This is a genomic window from Shinella sp. WSC3-e (assembly GCF_945994535.1).
Lineage (GTDB): Bacteria > Pseudomonadota > Alphaproteobacteria > Rhizobiales > Rhizobiaceae > Shinella > Shinella yambaruensis.
Genome location: NZ_OZ000537.1, coordinates 17,605 through 34,543, shown reverse-complemented (window position 1 = coordinate 34,543; position 16,939 = coordinate 17,605). Strand labels below are relative to the sequence as shown.

The window sequence follows — 16,939 nt, the reverse complement described above, 5'->3', positions numbered from 1 at the left end:
TTATCTGGATGCGTCGAAGGGATACAGGATCCTTCCGACGATGCGGGCTTTCAGGGACGTCCTCTCGCGGAAGAAGCGGATCGGGTTGGCCCTGTATTTCTCAACGAGCCTCCTGTTCCCCCGCCAGCCGATGAGGGGGACGAGGACGAAGGGCAGAAGATGGCGCCAGCCGAGAATGCCATAGGCGCCCCAGGGCCGCCACCCGGCCGGCCCGGCGTCGCCGAATTCGTTGGCATAGTCCTGCGGGTTCTTCAGCCGCAGCGTCAGCCATTCGACGGCCTGCTCGAACGTGTAGCGCGCACCCGTCGCCGGCTCGAAATAGGTCGGATAGAGGAGGTAGGCGGCGGCGAAGACCTCCACCACCGTGCGCCGGCGCGTGCGCCGCGGATTGGGCTGCCGGTCGTCGGTCAGGCCCCAGCCGGCATAGAAGGGCGAGCCGAGTACGGTCAGCGGAATGCCGCGCAGGAGCGCCTCGAAGCCGCCGAGCGAGGTGATCGCATAGGCCTTGTCGATCGTCTCGAAGGACTGGGCGAGCGGGATTCTCTCGTGCAGGATGCGGCAGAGATGGGCGACCTCCTCCGGGTCCGACTGCGCGTCCCTGACGCCGTTCAGCACGTCCGGATGCGGCTTGTAGATGATCTCGGCCTCCGGATTTTCTGCGGCGGCGAGCCGCACGAGGTCGTTGTTGCCGAATTTCCGGTCGCAGCCGTAGAGGATGGAGGCATCGTCCTCGACCTGGCCGATGACGAGGACACGCGGGCGCGTCTTCTCGCCGAGAAGGGCCGAGAGCGACAGGCTGGACACCGTGTTGTACTTGCTGAGGCCACCCTCGACGATGAGGCGGATCCCCTCCCGCGCCCGGTCCAGCAGCTTCGGATCGGTCGAAAAGTCATGCGTCTCCAGCATCACTTCGAGGTCGGACGGCCCCCGGCTGTCGAAATAGGGCCGGCGGCTGTCGAGCGACAGCGACAGGGGCGGCGTGCGGGCGGCGTTGGGCCGGTTCGAGCGCAGGAACCCGTCCTCGATGAAGAAGCAGGGGATGTTTCTTTCCCGCACGAAGGTCTCGAGATTGGCCGGCAGGTTATGGCCCCAGATGAAGACCTCTGCCCCCTGCGTCGCGGCGATGCGCGCCATCCACTTGCGCTCGAACGCCTCCGCCGTGACGTTCAGCGGCAGATAGATGAAGCGCCGCTCCGGGAAGAAGGACTGGAAGACGGCTCGCTTCCAGCCATTCATATGGAGCGCAAAGGTCGGGGTTTTCGCAGCGTCGATCGTCATCGCTCTATCGTCATACGCCTGCGGGCGCTCGGCCCGGAAGCGTTCGATCATCCCTCCATCCGGCGTTCCAGGACCGCGTGGATCCGCATCGCCAGCGCGTCCGGATCGGCCCCGACAGTTTGAAGGTGCACTTCGGGGTTTTCCGGTGCCTCGTAGGGTGAGCTGATGCCGGTGAAATTGGCAAGTTCGCCCCGCATCGCCTTCTTGTACAGCCCCTTCGGATCGCGCCGCGCGCATTCCTCGATGGGCGTGTCGACAAAGACCTCGATGAACTCGCCCTCGACCATCAGGTCGCGCGCGAGCTGCCGCTCCGACCGGAAGGGCGAGATGAAGGAGACCAGCACGATCAGGCCCGCATCGCTCATCAGCTTGGCGACCTCGGCCACCCGGCGGATGTTCTCGACGCGGTCCTCGGCGGTGAAGCCGAGGTCCTTGTTGAGGCCGTGGCGGACATTGTCGCCGTCGAGCATGTAGGTATGGCGGCCCTCGGCGTGCAGCAACCTTTCGAGCCGGTTGGCGACCGTCGACTTGCCGGAGCCGGAAAGGCCGGTGAACCAGACGACCGCCGCCTTCTGGTGCTTGAGGGCCGCCCGCGCCCTGCGGTCGACCTCCATCGCCTGCCAGTGCACGTTCTCGGCGCGGCGCAGCCCGAAATCGATCATGCCGGCGCCGACCGTGCGGTTGCTCATCCGGTCGATCAAGACGAAATTGCCGGTGGCGCGGTTGGCGGCATAGCTGTCGAAGGCGATCGGCGCGCGGGTCGAGAAATTGCACACCGCGACGCCGTTCATGTGCAGCGCCTTGGCGGCGAGATGGGCGAAGGTGTTGACATCCACCTCGTATTTGAGGGCCGTCACCGTCGTCTCCACGCTGTCCGTTTCCGTGCGCAGGATATAGTTGCGGCCCGGGATCAGCGGGGTCGCGTCGAACCAGATGACATGGGCCTGGAACTGGTCGGCGACGACCGGCCGGTCGCCCGGCGCCACCAGCATGTTGCCGCGCGAGACGTCGAGCTCGTCCGCAAGGACCAGCGTCACCGCCTGCCCCTCCACCGCCCGGTCGAGCGATCCGTCCCTGGTGACGATCTGCCTGATGCGGGTCGACTGGCCGGACTTGGCGACGGTCACCGGATCGCCGACGGCGACCGAGCCGGACGCGACCTGGCCGGCAAAGCCGCGGAAATCGAGATCCGGACGGGACACGTACTGCACCGGAAAGCGGAAGGGTTTCTCGCGGCCGTCCTGTTCGACCGGAACCGTCTCGAGATGGTCGAGCAGGTGCGGGCCCTGATACCAGGGCGTGTTTTCCGACGGCCGGGTGACGTTGTCGCCATGGCGGGCCGAAAGCGGGATCGGCTGGATCGTCGTGAAGCCGAGATCGCCGGCAAAGGCGCGGAAATCCGCGACGATGCCGTCGAACACCGCCCGGTCGTAGCCGACGAGGTCGATCTTGTTGACGGCGAGCACGATGTGGCGGATGCCGAGCAGCGAGGCGATATAGGCATGGCGGCAGGTCTGGCGCAGGATGCCCTGGCGCGCGTCGACCAGCACGACGGCAAGATCCGCCGTCGAGGCGCCCGTTGCCATGTTGCGGGTATATTCCTCGTGGCCGGGCGTATCGGCGACGATGAATTTCCGCCGGTCGGTGGCGAAGAAGCGATAGGCGACGTCGATGGTGATGCCCTGCTCGCGCTCGGCCTCCAGCCCGTCGACCAGTAGTGCGAAATCGATCTCGTCGCCGGCCGTACCGTGCCTGCGGCTGTCGCGCTCGAGGGCGGCGAGCTGGTCCTCGAAGATCAGCTTGGTGTCATAGAGCAGGCGGCCGATCAGCGTCGACTTGCCGTCGTCCACCGAGCCGCAGGTGAGGAAGCGTAAGAGCGACTTGTTCTCCTGCTCGCGCAGGTAGTCGGCGATCCCCCTTGCGGAGAGGTCCGGTGCGGCGGCCGCCATCAGAAATACCCCTCGCGCTTCTTCTTCTCCATCGAGCCGGCCTCGTCCTTGTCGATCATCCGGCCCTGGCGCTCGGAGGTGCGCGCCGTCAGCATTTCCCGCACGATGTCCTCCAGCGTCGCCGCGTCGGAATCGATCGCGCCGGTGAGCGGATAGCAGCCGAGCGTGCGGAAGCGCACCAGGCGCTCCTCCACCCTGTCATCCTTTCTTATCGGCATACGCGCGTCATCCACCATGACCAGCATGCCGTCCCTTTCGACGACCGGGCGGCGGGCGGCGAAATAAAGCGGCACGATCGGAATGTCCTCTTTCAGGATGTACTGCCAGATGTCGAGCTCGGTCCAGTTGGAGAGCGGGAAGACGCGGATCGATTCTCCCGGCGCGACGCGCGTATTGTAGGTTCTCCACATTTCCGGGCGCTGGTTCTTCGGGTCCCAGGCGTGAGCCGCGTTGCGGAAGGAGAAGATGCGCTCCTTGGCGCGCGACTTCTCCTCGTCGCGCCGGGCGCCGCCGAAGGCCGCGTCGAAACCGTATTTGTCGAGCGCCTGGCGCAGCGCCACCGTCTTCATCACATGGGTATGGGTGCTGGAGCCGTGCGTGAAGGGCGAGATGTTCTGCTCGAGGCCTTCCGGGTTGATATGGACGAGGAGATCGAAGCCGAGTTCGGCCGCCATGCGGTCGCGAAAGGCGATCATGTCCTTGAATTTCCAGGTCGTATCGACATGCAGGAACGGAAAGGGCGGTTTTGCCGGATAGAAGGCCTTCATCGCCAGATGCAGCATGACGGAGGAATCCTTGCCGACCGAATAGAGCATGACGGGCTTGGAAAAGGTCGCCGCCACCTCCCGGAAAATATGGATAGCCTCCGCTTCCAGCCGCTGGAGATGTGTAAGAGACGTCAATGCGGGCTCCGATGGTCCATTGAACATGCCGCTCTCTTTGCACAACGCCCGCGCGATAGCAAAAGGCTTTCTGTCGCTTGGCCGATGCGCGCATGCCGATCCGCACTGGCAGAAAGGGCCTCCGACTGGTTATATCCCGTCACGACACGCGCCCTTTCGCCCCGCAAGGACGAGGACCGGGCCGAAGACAGGACAGATCCGGACATGAAGGCTCCCCGCTTTTCCATGATGACGCGCGCCGATTTCAGCGCGCTCTCCCTGCACGAAAAGAACAGCTATCTTCAGATGCTGGCCGACCAGTATGCCGACCAGCACGAGCGCGAGCGGGTGCAGCTCGACAAGGACGCGCTGAGCCGGCTGCGGCGCTATTACAGCCGGCGGGTCTGGGCCGATCTGAAGCTGGAAAACCTTAGCGACAGCAGGACGGACATGCTGCTCGCCCGCCTCGGCGAGGCGATCCGCAACGATTCCATCAAGGCCGACGTCACCGCCGCGCTGATGCAGGAGACCACGCCGAAACGCATTCTGCGCACGGCGCCGCAGGACGACACGCAGCTGATGTTCTTCGTGCCGACGATCTACGACGCCCCGCTCAAGGACGACGTCCACCTCATGGACGTCGCTCCCTTCTCGCTCAGCAAGAAGGCCAACAAGGGCATCATCAAATACGAGCTGAAGGACAGCCTCATTACCATCGAGGGCGGCGCGGAAACGGGCCTTGCCACCGTCTTCGACTACGACATCTTCCTCAACATGGTGTCGTATCTCGCCGACGAGGTGAAGAACTACCGCAGCAGCGAAGCCAAGGGCCTGAGGCCGAGCCTGCCGCCGAAGACCTATCGACCGAGCGCCTCGCATATCCTGAAATTCTGCCGCCGGTCGGATGGCGGAAAATCCTACGAGGACCTGGAAGCCGCCCTCGACCGGCTCGCCAACACCACCATCAAGGTCGTCAACCTTTCCGGCGGCAAGCGCCGCCAGGTCGACAGCCGCCCGATGATCAGCGGCTACAGCGTCGTCAGCCGCACCGGGGCCAACCGCATCGAAACGATCGAGATCAACATACCCGACTGGGTCTATACCAGCGTCGTGCGCAACGAGCGCACGCTCCCCCTCCTCACGCTCCACCAGGATTACTTCCTGATCAGCTCCGGCCTCGGCCGCTTCATCTATCGCCTGGCGCGCAAGGCGGCCGGGAAGACCGAGGCGACCTACAGCCTGAAGGAGCTCTACAAGCGCAGCGGCTCGACCCAGGAGCTGCGCAAGTTCTCCTACGACCTCAGGGAATTCGTCACCCGCACCCTCGCCTTCCCGATGCCGGAATACGACCTGTCGCTGGAGGACGGCAAGGACGGGTCGATGCTGCGCATGCGCTATCGCAACGAAGGCGAGCTGCCGCTTTCCCCGCTCCTCGCCGATCTTTGATTTTGTCGCGGCCCCGTACTTGGCCGACGACAAAAATCGTGGAAGGCCCGTACATTACCGACGACAAAAATTTGTCCGCCGCCCGTACATCGCCGACGACAAATTTCCGCCAGCTCGCCGTACATTACCGACGACAAGTTTCCCCGTCCGTCCCCGCGTCGAAACTGTCGGATTCTGTCGAAAACCGTATTTGGCCGACAATTTTCCGTACATCGCCGACGACAAACCGTACATTGCCGACGACAAACCGTACATCACCGACATCTAATGGAGGTAGCCTGTTGTTATCAAAAAGGAAAAACGGACTTTTCACGTCTAAAACTTATTAAAACCTATAAAACCAGCCAAAACGAGGCTGGAAGCCTCTTCGAAAATGGATTTTTTGGATTTTTGTCGGATGTTCCTCTTTCACGCCGGCGCAGGGATGACGACAAATTTGGCGGAAACCACGGGATCCGGTCCGATTTTGGCAGTGTCCGGCGTATGGCCGGAATTCGTGCGAAGCGGCATGAAGCGCGCCTTGCTCCCGGCGGCAGGGTTTCCATATTGCCACGCAACGGCCTTGAGACTATGCAAGCAGGGTGCCTTCCCATGCGGCAGAGAATGACACGAGGCATGAAATGAACACGCAACAGGCAGCGGAGCCGGCCAACTGGCGTTTCCTCTGGGAAATGAAGATCGCCGCCCAGTCCGTTTCCGAAGTGTATGTCAGCCTGGAGCTCCTGGGGGGACATTACGTGAAGATATCGCCCAGAGACTTCTTGGATGCGATAAACGACATGCAATCCGTCAGCGACACCCATCCCCATCCGCGGCGGTTCCAGTTCACCATGGAACAGGACGTCCTGTGGGTCCATTCCTCGATGCCCCTCAAGGCCGCGGCAGCGAAGGACGTGCGGCCGGCCGAGGGCCGCGTCCCGCTCCGGGGCTGATCTCCTGCCCGGCCGTGCAGGAATCGAAACGCCGCCCCCGTCGGAGGGCGGCGCTTCTGTTCGGGATCTCTCTGCTCAGAGGATGAAATAGTCCTTCAGGAAGGTCGTGCTGCCGGCCACCTGGATTGCGAAGTCCGCATTCCCGTCGCCATCGACGTCCCCGTAGATGAACGTGTCGGACGCCGCCTTCTCGAAGCGCAGTTCGCCGGCCTTGCCGGAGAATTCGTCCGCGCCGATGAAGGAGAAGGCCTGGTTGCCGCCGGCCTTGCCATTGGCATCGATGCCCGACAGGTCGATCCGGTCGCCGGCCTTGCCGTTGAAGTCGAGGATCGTGTCGCGGCCGGAGGTCTTGACCGTGGAATCGGTGACCGCGGCGAAGATGAACACGTCCTTGCCGGCGCCGCCGGAAAGCAGGTCGGCGCCTGCGCCCCCGGCCAGCCTGTCATTGCTGCTGCCGCCTTCCAGAACGTCGTTGCCGGTTCCGCCATAGAGCTTGTCGTGGCCCGCGCCGCCCTGGAGCTTGTCGTGGCCCGTACCGCCGTAAAGCTCGTCGTTCGCCTCGCCGCCATAGAGCTCGTCATTGCCCGTGCCGCCGTAAAGGACATCCTTGCCCGCACCGCCGTAGAGCACATCCTTGCCTGCGCCGCCGAAGAGCGTGTCGTTGCCGGCCCCGCCGAAGATCTCGTCGTTGCCCTTGCCGCCGTAAAGCGTGTCCTTGCCGTCGCCGCCATAGAGCTGGTCGTTGCCGATGCCGCCGAAGAGCTGGTCGTTGCCGGTCCCGCCGTTCAGAACGTCGTGGCCCGCCTTGCCGTAGAGCACGTCGTTGCCACCATGGCCGAGAATTTTGTCGGCGCTGTCCGTGCCGGCCAGCACGTCGTTGCCGGCCGTTCCCTCGATGAGGTTGGTTTTCTCCGGCTCGCCGATCGTCACCGTCTCGTCGGAGAATTTCAGCTTCTCGATGCCCTTCAGCGTGTCGACGCCGTCATTGCTGCCGGAGCGCTTGTCGGTCACGGTCCAGCTGCCGTCCTTGTTCTCCTTCCAGCTGTAGTCGTCCTTCTTGCCGTTCAGCACGAACGTGTCGTCGCCGAGGCCGCCGTCGATCGTGTCGTTGCCGCCATTGCCCCTGATCGTGTCGTTGAAGCGGGTGCCGACATAGATATCGGCGCCGTTCGAACCGGTGACGTTCTGGGCGTACTGTTTGAGGTGCTGGAGGTAGAGTTGGAGGCGTGCCGCATCCCCGTTGGCGCCGTACATGTGGGCGGAGGTGAAGTTGTGCACTTCGCCGGTCTTGGAGTCCGCGTTCGCGCTGTTGGTGAGGCTGAGCCCGGTGATGCGGAGCAGCGGATTGCCGCCGGTGAAGGAGCCGTCGCTGTTGAACGAGCCCGAGCCGCGCGTGCCGTATTCGATCGTCTCGATCGTGCCGGCGATGCGGTGCGTCGACATGTCGTAGCCGAACGAGCCGCGCGCGGTCACATATTTCGACGTCGCGGTGCTGCCATAGTTGAAATAGGCCTCCTTGCCGCTGAAGCCGTCGCCATTGTCGAAGCTGGGGAAGCCGGTGCTGGTCGTGCCGGCCAGGAAGCCGCCGAGCAGGAAGGCGTCGAAATCGATGCCGTTCGAACCGGAGGCGTCCAGCGTGATCGTGCCGCGCGACTGGTCCGTGCCGTCCGCCACGTCGCCGACGGCGATGGTGAAGGTCTTGTCGACGGTGTTGACGCCGTCCGAAACGCTCACCTTCACCTGGTGGCTGGTGGCGGTCTCGTAGTCGAGGGCGCCCGCGACCACCAGCTGCGTCTGGCCGCTCGTGCCGGTGACCAGCTTGAACTTGCCGCCCGCATCGTCCGTCAGCGTATAGGTCAGCGGCTTGCCTTCCGGATCGGTGGCCGAAAGGATGCCGACCACGGAATCGACGACCGCGTCCTCGTCGATGGTCGACTTCGACAGGGCAAGGTCGGTCGGGGCCTTGTTGTCCTCGCTGATGACCAGCGTCATGTCGGCGAAGGTCACGTTCTCGATATTGCTCAGCGTGTCGGTGCCATCGCTGGTCGCGCCGGTCCGCAGGTCCGTCACCGTCCAGCTGCCGTCGCTCTCGTTCTTGGCCAGCGTGTAGTCGGAGCGGTTGCCGGAGAAGATCGCGGTGTCGTTGCCCGCGCCGCCGTCGAGGCTGTCATTGCCGCCATTGCCGGTCACGGTGTCGTCGTTGGCCGTGCCCTTGTAGGTGTCGTTGCCGGCCGAGCCGAGGAAGTTCTGCGCGAAGGTGGACAGATAGGCGTAGATCTTCGCGGTGTCGCCCGTTAGCAGCATGGAGTAGAGGGCATCGACGGGATTGGGGTTGGTCTCCGAATTGGTGTTGGTGCCGGGCGCGACGTCGATGTCGAAGCCCGTGATCTTCAGCTCTTCCGCCAGTCCCTTGATGAGGCCGTCCAGGCCCAGGGTGGAATCGCCGGTGGTGACGCCGTCCACCCACTGGCCGAAGGTCATGCTGTCGACGGCGCCGGAAATGCCGTGGCTGCCGAGGGTGGGGTGATGGATGCCGTCATAGGCGATTTCCTTGCCCTCCAGCACCACGCGGTAGGGGCTCGGCGCGCCGTCCTGGTTGTACTTGAAGGCAAGCTGGTCGCCGTTCATGTAGTAGGTCCGGCCGCGGAAACTGTCCGGCGTGCCGCCGTAGAAGTCATAGCCGCCCGGCTTCGTCAGGGCCTTGAAGTAATCGGCGATATAATCGGCGACGCCCTCGGCGCCGGCCGTATTGGTCGCAAAGGCAACCCCGGTCGTCCCCAGTTTGCTTGCATCGATCGTAATTGCCATTCGAATCGTCCTTCCAACACAAATACGCGCCCTCCCCTGCGCAGGGGGCGCACTTCAAACGGATCGGGGGCTATTTTGCTGAAGGTTTCGGCTCAGCTTGCCCGACAGTGGAATTCGGCCGGGATGGGCTTGATGCGGCGGCGGAAGGAACGGGGGATGATACACTGCATGACCTGCAGCCTTCCGGATGTGCGAAGCGGGGCCGTGCAACGCGGGCAAGGCGCCGTGCGGCGCAGCCTGACGTCGACGACCCGGGTTGAGGATTGCCGTTTCCCGGCGGTTCAGCAATGACCGATAGATATTATGAATTTGAAAGTCAACATTACCATAATATGGTCGCATTTTTCGCCATGCGGCCTCTTCCGCAGGCGCGATCGCGGCCCTATCCGGGAAACAGGATCCTGCCGACGAGCCGGTAGGCGGGCTTGCGCAGCGACTGGAAGAATTCGACCGGCCCGGCCTCGAACTTGCGCTGGGCGGAGCGGGAGCCGAAGCGGCCGATGAAGAAGCGCACGATCGGCACCAGCGGCCGGCGCAGGGGGCCGATGGCCTTGGTCTTCCTGGCCGGCGCCTCCCGGATCACCCCGGCGCGGGCGGCAAGATAGCTTTTGCGGCCGAACGGCGCCCGTTGCCGCAGGCGGCCGAGCGCGATCCGGTGGTCCTTCCAGCGCAGCACGGTGATCATGATGTCCTTGTAGCCGTGGCTCTTGCGGCTCTCGAACTCGACGATATGGTCCGTTGCGATGAATTCGGAATATTTGCGCAGGACGAACCAGGCCGCGATCCGCCGGACAAGGCCCGCCTCGGGGGCCTGCACGGCGCCCGACCGGAAGCTGGCGATCCCCTCCTCCGCTGAGGCCGCGTGAAACCCTGCCTGCGACAGGCTGTAGAACGCGTTGCCGAGCGTGATCGTCGGCTTGCCGTGCAGGAGGGACAGGAGCCCGACGCCGGAATTGTAGCACAGCACGACATCGGCATGGTCGATGAGGAAATGGATGTTGTCGGCCCGGTCGGCGATGACGACGTTCGGCGTGCGCGGCAGCGCGTCCAGCTTGGAAAGCGGATGCGGCTTGATGACGAAGGTCATGTCCGGATTGGCTTCGACGAGGCGCCCCAGGCCGGCGGCGAAGTCGTGGTAGCTCTGCTCGCCCTTGAGGAACCGGGTGACGGCCATGTCGTCGTCGAGCTGGAGCGGGATCAGGCAGGTCGGCGTTCCGGGCTGTTTCGTTCCCGCGTATTTTGCGGCCGTGACGGCATAGGGATCCATCGCCTCCAGCGTCATGGACCCTTCGCGCAGGCGCGCGACATAGGCCTGCGCGGCGGCAAGCTCTTCCGGCGAGAACACCTCCCGGTCGAACGCCTCCTGGGAATAGGACGGTGCGGCATAGGACACGTCGTCGGCATAGTAGACGGTGTTCGGCAAGGCGCCGCGTTCGATGACCACCACGTCCCGGCCGAGCTTTCGCGCGAGCGCGACGGCATCGGCAAAGCGGCTGTGGCTCTTCATATAGGGGTTGAAGACGGCGATGCCGGCGAACGTTCCCTCCGCCAGCCCCGCCGTCAGCGCGGCGATGTCCTCGTCCGTCTCGCCGAAGACGGGCACCAGCTCGAAACCCGCCAGCCGCAGCGGAACGAAATAGCCCCAATGGTGGGGGTTCTTGCAGATGCAGGCGAGCTTTCCGGCGCGCGGCAGGAAATCGACGCCGAGCAGGCGCTCGTCCCTGCCGACATAGACCGCCGTCGCTTCGGCGAAGCGGCTGCGTTTCCAGTCGTTGTTCCTGTACCAGTCGGAGGCCTTGTCCTTCGGGTGCCACAGGTGGAACGTCTTGAGCCCGAGGGATTCGGCCGGAAGCGCCAGGGCCTCGAACAGCCGGCGGAAGCCGCTATAGGTCTTCTGCTGGAAGAACGCGGCGCGGCCGGGCCCGAAGCGGTCTTCGGCCGGCTCGTCGGGCATGGGCAGGTGCTTGGCATAATGCCCGTAGCGCAGCAGGAACTCGAAATCCTCCGAGCCGTGCCCCCGGAAGCTGGAATCGTAGCCGCCGAGATAGGAGAACAGCTTCGATCCGATGAGGAAGACATTGCTGTAGGGCGCGACGAACTGTCCCGCCGGCTGATCGAAGTTCTCGAAATAGCTGTAGAAGGACAGCCGGCCCAGATATTTCGACCGTTCGTCCATGTCCGTGCGCGCGAAGAAATCCCTGGTCTTCTCCTCGTTCAGATGGAAGGCCGGGATGTTGAGCACGAGATCGAAGGTTTCGGTGGCCTCGATGGTGTTGATGATGTCGACGAGCCTGCCGAAATGATCCCTTTCGCTGAAGAAGTCGGGATCCGCGAAATAGATGAAGGGCGTGTCGGCCGCCGCAAAGCCGGCATTGCGCGCCGTCGAGAGGGAAAAGACGCCCGTGTCGTCGACGGGGACGTAGCTGTATCCCTTCTCCTCGCAGACCGCCCGGATCCGGGCGGCGTGGGGCGCGGGCGAACCGAAATCGACGATGATGATCTTCGGCGCGGGGGCGTAATATTCTCCCATCAGCGCGATGCGGTCGATCACCCAGGGGTTTGCGTCGTGCGATCGGACGCACAGAACCATGGAAATGTCCGAAGCGCCGATGGGCCCGCGCGGATCGAGATGCACGTTCTGCACTTTCTGATCAGAAATGGCCGGAGCCGAGAGGGAGACTGGCAATTCCATGCACTTCATTCCGTGTTCATTTAAAGGCGGCGGCGCGTTCCGCACGGGCGCACTTAACACAGGCTGAGAGGCACTGAAACTGCCGAGCCGTCGAACTCTAGCGACGAGAGCGGTAGGCGGCATACATGACCGCCATCAGTATGATCGCGGTCGGCCAGAAGTCCGTCGCCTGGTCCCAGCTCCAGTCCCACATGCGGTAGCCATTGAGATGGGGCGGGGGCATCTGCACCGAGACCTCGTAATCCCTTTTTTCCCGTCCGTGAAAGTGGCCCATGGCGAAGGCAAGGCCGATGAGGGTCGCGTCCCGCCAGCGATACAGCGGCCTGGCGATCACGGCGACGACCACCGCCATGACAAGCCCCTCGACGATATGGCCGAGCCAGTCGAAATGCTCCTGGATGAAGCCCCAATCCGGATTGAGAAGCCCGCTCATCCGCCAATCCACCTCTTCCGTCACCGTGGCCAATACAGCCCGCCTTCCGGCTAGCCCTTTTTCATGAAGATAAGCCTGCAAAGGTACGGGTTTTCGCCGAGATGGGGCGAGAGGCCGGTGCCCTCCTGGCGTTCCAGGAGCTGAAAGCCCAGTTCGGCCATCTGGCGCTCGACCGCCTGCGGCCTGATGAAGCGGCGGCCGCCGAATTTTCGTTTCTTGGCCAGCGGTTCGTCCTGGTCGGTCCGGAACTCGAAGGCGACCGTGTCGCCGGCTCTGAGCTCCTTCGACGCGCAGGCAAGGAACGCATCCTGCTGGATGCGCGTGATGGCGTGGAGCAGGAACCGGCCGTAAAGCGTCAGGCCGCCCTTTCCGCGCCTGGCCGTCCGCAGGAGCCTGGCCAGCGTTTCGGAATCCGCTATGTCGCCATGCACGAAGGACAGGGCCGGCCGCCTGCGAAACAGGTCCTTCAGGGCACGGCGGAAGCTTTTCCGCGGCTTCGGTACGGCATGGGCCTGTGCTGCCCTGATTGCGGTGCTGCAGCTGTCGATCCCGATCACGGTCTGCCGGCCGGTCATGAGGAAGGCGCTGTCCCTGCCGTTTCCGCATCCCAAGTCCACGACATGGCGCCGCAAATGGCCGGATCCGGATACAAATCGCGCAAAGGACGAAGGCGGCAGGATCTTGCGGTTGTGGGCGTAATAATCGTTCCAGTAGATCGCCCCGCGGTGATACTGCCTGGCATAGCCTTGGGGGTATCGCTCGGTCCTGTCGAGCTCCCAGTTGTGGCCGGGATTGGGGGTCTTCCAGTGCGGCCCGTAAATGCTTTCGACCAATGCCTCCGTGTCGGCGATGGCAGGGACCTTGCGCCCGGCAAGGTTTATGTCGGCATAACCGCGGAAGTCGCTTCTCATGAAATGCCTTGTACCGCAGATGCCGAAGGGCAATAGGAGCTTTCCATTCCCATCATAAAACGTATGGAATACATCGATCGCCACATTGGTTTTCGGGTCCGTCACCAAGATGCAAGACAATTTGCACGCAACGCGATAGCCATGATCCGATAGGGCTTTCGAAGCATCTACCAGTTCCGCGACCACCTTGGCCGGATCGGTATGATCGGAGATGTAGCCGGCGTCAAAATCGTGGTCATGCCCGATGAAGTTGCCGTTGCGATAGGCGCCAAGCAGGGTTCCGTAGAGGACGAAGAGCTTGAGACCCTTTGTTGCCAGGATGGTGGAAATGCTATCGAACAGCGTGAACATAGCGTTCTGCCAGGCCGTATCGACAGTCTTTGAAAGCTGCAGTCTACCCTTTTCGTTGAAGACGTGGCCGGTCTCGAGCTTTTGCCTGAGTTCCTCGAGGCTGAATTTCGGGACACCGGCAAAGGCGGGCGGCGGCAGGTCCGCCGTGATGTCGTTCGCCCGAAGCTGCAGGCGGGCTTGGCTGCCAATATAGGACCAGATGTGCGAGAGATTGAAGCGGAACCTCTGCCCGTCCCGGTCCGGGGCCGGTATGCCCCAGTTGCCGGCCAAGGGAAGGCCGTCGGCCAAGAGCTGCAGCTTCACCGGCCGCTCTCCGGTCTCTGTGAGGCGACCCGCGATGATCGCCGGGCCGAAATCCAGTATCTCGATCTGCACGATACGGCTCCTGCTAAAGCATCTCCAACCGAAGCGGCATCGCTTCGGCGCCTGGCAATGTGGTGGAACAAATCTGGGGTGGCTCTCTACGTCCTGCGCATCAGCACCCGGGCAACATGTGCATCGTCGTTGCGATATTTCGCGTAGCCGAAGCCTTCCGTGAAGTAGACCGGCGAGAAGCCGAATTTCGCGGCGCGAGACAGGAGGTCGAGCGGCGGGATGAAGCGGCGGTAATGGCTGTCGGTGACTTTCGTCTGCTGTGCGTCGCGGTCGGTCCGGAACTCGATCGCCAGGAGGTCGAGTTCGGGCAGCGCGGCCGCCGTCCGCAGGAAGGCCAGCTCCGCCTCGTGCGGGATCGCGTGCAGGAAGAAGCGGGCATAAACGACGATCCGTCCTGCCGTGGCCGCCGAGACCTTCCCTGCGAGGTCCGGGTCGTCGACATTGCAGCAGAGGAAGGAGGCCCGGCCGATGCCTCGCTCCTCTGCCGTGCGCTGGCAAAGCGAAACGGCGGCCGAGGAGGCGTCGACGCCGAGGACGTTGAAGCCGGCACTGGCGAAGAAGAGGCTGTCGCGCCCGCTGCCGCAGCCGATATCGACGATGGTGGAGCCCGCCGTCACTTCCAGCGCGACGAAGGCCGCGAATTGGGAAGGAATATTGGGAACCGGAGATGTCCGCGTGCCGTAGTATCGGTTCCAGTATTCCGCTGTGGTTTCGGCCATGGATGTGTTCCTAGAAGGGTCGCGCGGATCGAAGGGCGCGCTTGGCGGGGTTTCGACAGAAGATGAATTCACCTGTCCTTTCTCCAGCATTTTACAGCCCGGCGGAAGCACCTTTGTCACAGAACCTTCATGGAAACCGCAGAAGGGACGCTCCGCCTTCGGGAGCGCCGCTTCCTGCCGGTAGCGTGGTCCTTCGCATTCATGTGGGTGGTCTCGTTAAAGGAGATGACGCCGTGGCCCTCCCCCGCTATACCGTGCGGCGTTGGCGGGTGCGTCCTTTAACGTGATGGGATCAAGTGCTTTATCTTCTGGCGGGTAACGGGGCACCGAATTTTGGCGACGAGCTGCTCGTCCAGTACTGGCTGCGGTTCTACCGGAACCTCGGTTATGACGGGCCGATCACCGTGGACGGCAAGGGCGCATCGGCGACGGCAGCGCTCTTGCGGGGTTTCAAGGACGTAAACTACGTCAAGACCATCCCGCGGCATGCGGACGGGGTGGAAGGCTCATATGCCGGCTTCCACGAGCAGGGCGTGGACTATGCGCGGTCCAACGCCTCGAAGTTCCAGGACGTCCGGGGCTTCCATTTCCTCGGCGGCGGTTATGCCTGCGCGAACTGGAGGAACGCCACGCGGCTGCTGGGCGCCGTCGTGGAGCTTGGCCGGCAACTGTCGGTCCCGGTCGTTGCGACTGGACTGGGCATCGCCCCCTTCCACAAGGTCTACCCGGTCGGCGCCGCCGCCTGGCGGACCATCGTCGAAGGCTGCCAGCTCTTCGAGTGCCGGGACGCGGCGAGCGTTCAGGCCTTGCATTCCATCATCGGCGCCTGCCCCTCCTTGTCGGAAGGGTTGGATGATGCGTTTCTCTACCCTGTCCAGACCGTTGGGCATGCCGGGAAATGGCTGCATTTGTCCGGTTTCAGCGCAAAGTCCGTCCTCGGGCCGACGGGAGAGGAAGGGCCGCGGCTGTTCGATCAATTCGACCGGGTGGTGTTCTGGGCCTGCTCGAAGGAGGATGCGGAGTTGTACCAGGCGATTGCCGCCCGGTTTCCGCAGGTCGAAATGCGCGACAACCACAGCCTCCTGAACGAGGGCCTGCCGCTGGAGGCCGGCGACTTCATGCTGACAGGCCGTTTCCATCCCCATCTGCAGGCGGCACGGGTCGGTCTGACCGGCTATTACACCGCCCAGTCGGACTTCTATCGCATGAAGCATGGCCTGGTGACGGGGCTCGGCTCAAACTTCCGCCCGCTGCAGGAGGGCCTTGAGGTCTTCACGATGCCGGACTGCGAAATCCGCCGTCGTGACGGGGACCGCGTCCAGGCGAAACGTGCCGTCGCACTGCGGGTCGCGCGTTTGATGGGGCTGGCCGGGAGCAATACCAGCAAGTGTGCATGACCCCGACCCGACCGCTTTGGCTGGAAAGGTTCAGGTGCATCATATGAGAAGCCGGGTGGCTTGACCTTGTTGTGTCACCAGCTCGGCAACCTTCTTGTAAGGAGACGAAGCAGTTTCCGCCGAGCCATGCTCCTTCACGGGTGATCATGCCGCCGGAAAAACCACGGCCGGCTTCGAGGGCGATGAGGCCCGCTTCCACGGCGGGGCAGTTCATCACGACATTGCCCGCGTTGAGAAGACCGTGGATCGTTTGCGCGATTTCGTCCCTCGACAGTGTCGCGCCCCAGCGCAGGATCCAGATCAATTTGCACAGGTTCGGCAAGCAGACAGCGATCAGAGTTGCTCCCGCAGAAGTTCCGCCGCCGCTGCTCCTTGCTGCGGATAGCCTGGCAGGACGGCGCGGGCAAGGATATTGGTGTCGACGGTGATCTCTATTTCCCGCCGGCCCAGCATGCTTCGGCGATTTCGCTCATCTCGTCGATCGCCAAGGGTTTTTCCACCTTGCCCGCATGCCTGCCGATGAAGGAATCGATCGTGCCGGCCGACTGCGCCCTCTTTGCCCGCAGTTTGTCCCCCGGCAACTTGTCGAGCTCGATCCGTTCGCCCGACTTGACGCCGAGATGGGCCAGCAGTTCGCCCTTCATGGTGACGGCAAGGGAAGCCATGGATATCTCCTCATTGGTCGCCTTGATGTAAGGCGAAAATCACCATGAAGAAGCAGTCCTGGTGGTCGGACCTTGGCGGCCTTGACCTAGGGGTAACCGAAG

General features: G+C 63.4%; 12 protein-coding genes and 1 pseudogene. 3 read left to right on the top strand and 10 right to left on the bottom strand.

Going from position 1 to position 16,939, the window contains the following annotated elements:
- The 3 genes from AABF56_RS35675 to cysD are packed head-to-tail and all read right to left on the bottom strand — an operon-like array spanning position 1 to position 4,156.
- Entirely contained in the window at positions 1-1,329 is a 1,329-nt protein-coding gene (locus AABF56_RS35675; RefSeq protein ID WP_272809445.1) for a capsular polysaccharide export protein, LipB/KpsS family, read from the bottom strand.
- The gene (cysN, locus tag AABF56_RS35670; RefSeq protein ID WP_272809446.1) at positions 1,326-3,227 is read right to left on the bottom strand and encodes a sulfate adenylyltransferase subunit CysN; all 1,902 of its coding nucleotides are present in this window, start codon (positions 3,225-3,227) and stop codon (positions 1,326-1,328) included. The genes AABF56_RS35675 and cysN overlap by 4 nt, the downstream gene beginning before the upstream one ends.
- Entirely contained in the window at positions 3,227-4,156 is a 930-nt protein-coding gene (cysD, locus tag AABF56_RS35665; RefSeq protein WP_272809447.1) for a sulfate adenylyltransferase subunit CysD, read from the bottom strand. The genes cysN and cysD overlap by 1 nt, the downstream gene beginning before the upstream one ends.
- A gap of 177 nt (positions 4,157-4,333) precedes the next feature.
- Here cysD and AABF56_RS35660 point away from each other — a divergent pair, with 177 nt between their 5' ends.
- Both AABF56_RS35660 and AABF56_RS35655 read left to right on the top strand, forming a co-directional pair.
- On the top strand, positions 4,334-5,554 hold the full coding sequence (locus AABF56_RS35660; RefSeq protein ID WP_272809345.1) for a replication initiator protein A: 1,221 nt from the start codon (positions 4,334-4,336) through the stop codon (positions 5,552-5,554).
- A gap of 620 nt (positions 5,555-6,174) precedes the next feature.
- Positions 6,175-6,486 carry a hypothetical protein gene (locus AABF56_RS35655; RefSeq protein ID WP_272809346.1) on the top strand — a complete coding sequence of 104 codons (312 nt, stop codon included), beginning with the start codon at positions 6,175-6,177 and terminating at the stop codon, positions 6,484-6,486.
- A gap of 75 nt (positions 6,487-6,561) precedes the next feature.
- Here the strand turns inward: AABF56_RS35655 and AABF56_RS35650 are convergent, their stop codons facing one another.
- The 5 genes from AABF56_RS35650 to AABF56_RS35630 form a co-directional block, all read right to left on the bottom strand.
- Entirely contained in the window at positions 6,562-9,294 is a 2,733-nt protein-coding gene (locus AABF56_RS35650; protein WP_272809347.1) for a hypothetical protein, read from the bottom strand.
- Between the two features lie 382 nt (positions 9,295-9,676).
- Positions 9,677-11,986, bottom strand: a complete 2,310-nt coding sequence (locus tag AABF56_RS35645; protein ID WP_272809348.1) for a capsular polysaccharide export protein, LipB/KpsS family — start codon at positions 11,984-11,986, stop codon at positions 9,677-9,679.
- Between the two features lie 97 nt (positions 11,987-12,083).
- Positions 12,084-12,419 (bottom strand): hypothetical protein, encoded by a 336-nt coding sequence (locus tag AABF56_RS35640; RefSeq protein WP_272809349.1) that lies wholly within the window; start codon positions 12,417-12,419, stop codon positions 12,084-12,086.
- A gap of 50 nt (positions 12,420-12,469) precedes the next feature.
- Positions 12,470-13,681, bottom strand: coding sequence for a hypothetical protein (locus AABF56_RS35635; protein WP_338341962.1), 1,212 nt, complete (start codon positions 13,679-13,681; stop codon positions 12,470-12,472).
- Positions 13,682-14,142: 461 nt separating this feature from the next.
- Positions 14,143-14,775 (bottom strand): class I SAM-dependent methyltransferase, encoded by a 633-nt coding sequence (locus AABF56_RS35630; RefSeq protein WP_272809351.1) that lies wholly within the window; start codon positions 14,773-14,775, stop codon positions 14,143-14,145.
- A 296-nt stretch (positions 14,776-15,071) separates the two neighbouring features.
- Here AABF56_RS35630 and AABF56_RS35625 point away from each other — a divergent pair, with 296 nt between their 5' ends.
- Positions 15,072-16,172: a hypothetical protein gene (locus AABF56_RS35625; protein ID WP_272809352.1), complete on the top strand. Its 1,101-nt coding sequence runs from the start codon at positions 15,072-15,074 to the stop codon at positions 16,170-16,172.
- A 39-nt stretch (positions 16,173-16,211) separates the two neighbouring features.
- Here AABF56_RS35625 and AABF56_RS35620 read toward each other — a convergent pair.
- Both AABF56_RS35620 and AABF56_RS35615 read right to left on the bottom strand, forming a co-directional pair.
- A pseudogene (locus AABF56_RS35620) lies at positions 16,212-16,607 on the bottom strand (VapC toxin family PIN domain ribonuclease).
- Positions 16,604-16,837, bottom strand: a complete 234-nt coding sequence (locus tag AABF56_RS35615) for an AbrB/MazE/SpoVT family DNA-binding domain-containing protein (protein ID WP_272809353.1) — start codon at positions 16,835-16,837, stop codon at positions 16,604-16,606. The pseudogene AABF56_RS35620 and the gene AABF56_RS35615 overlap by 4 nt, the downstream one beginning before the upstream one ends.
- Positions 16,838-16,939: the final 102 nt, after the last annotated feature.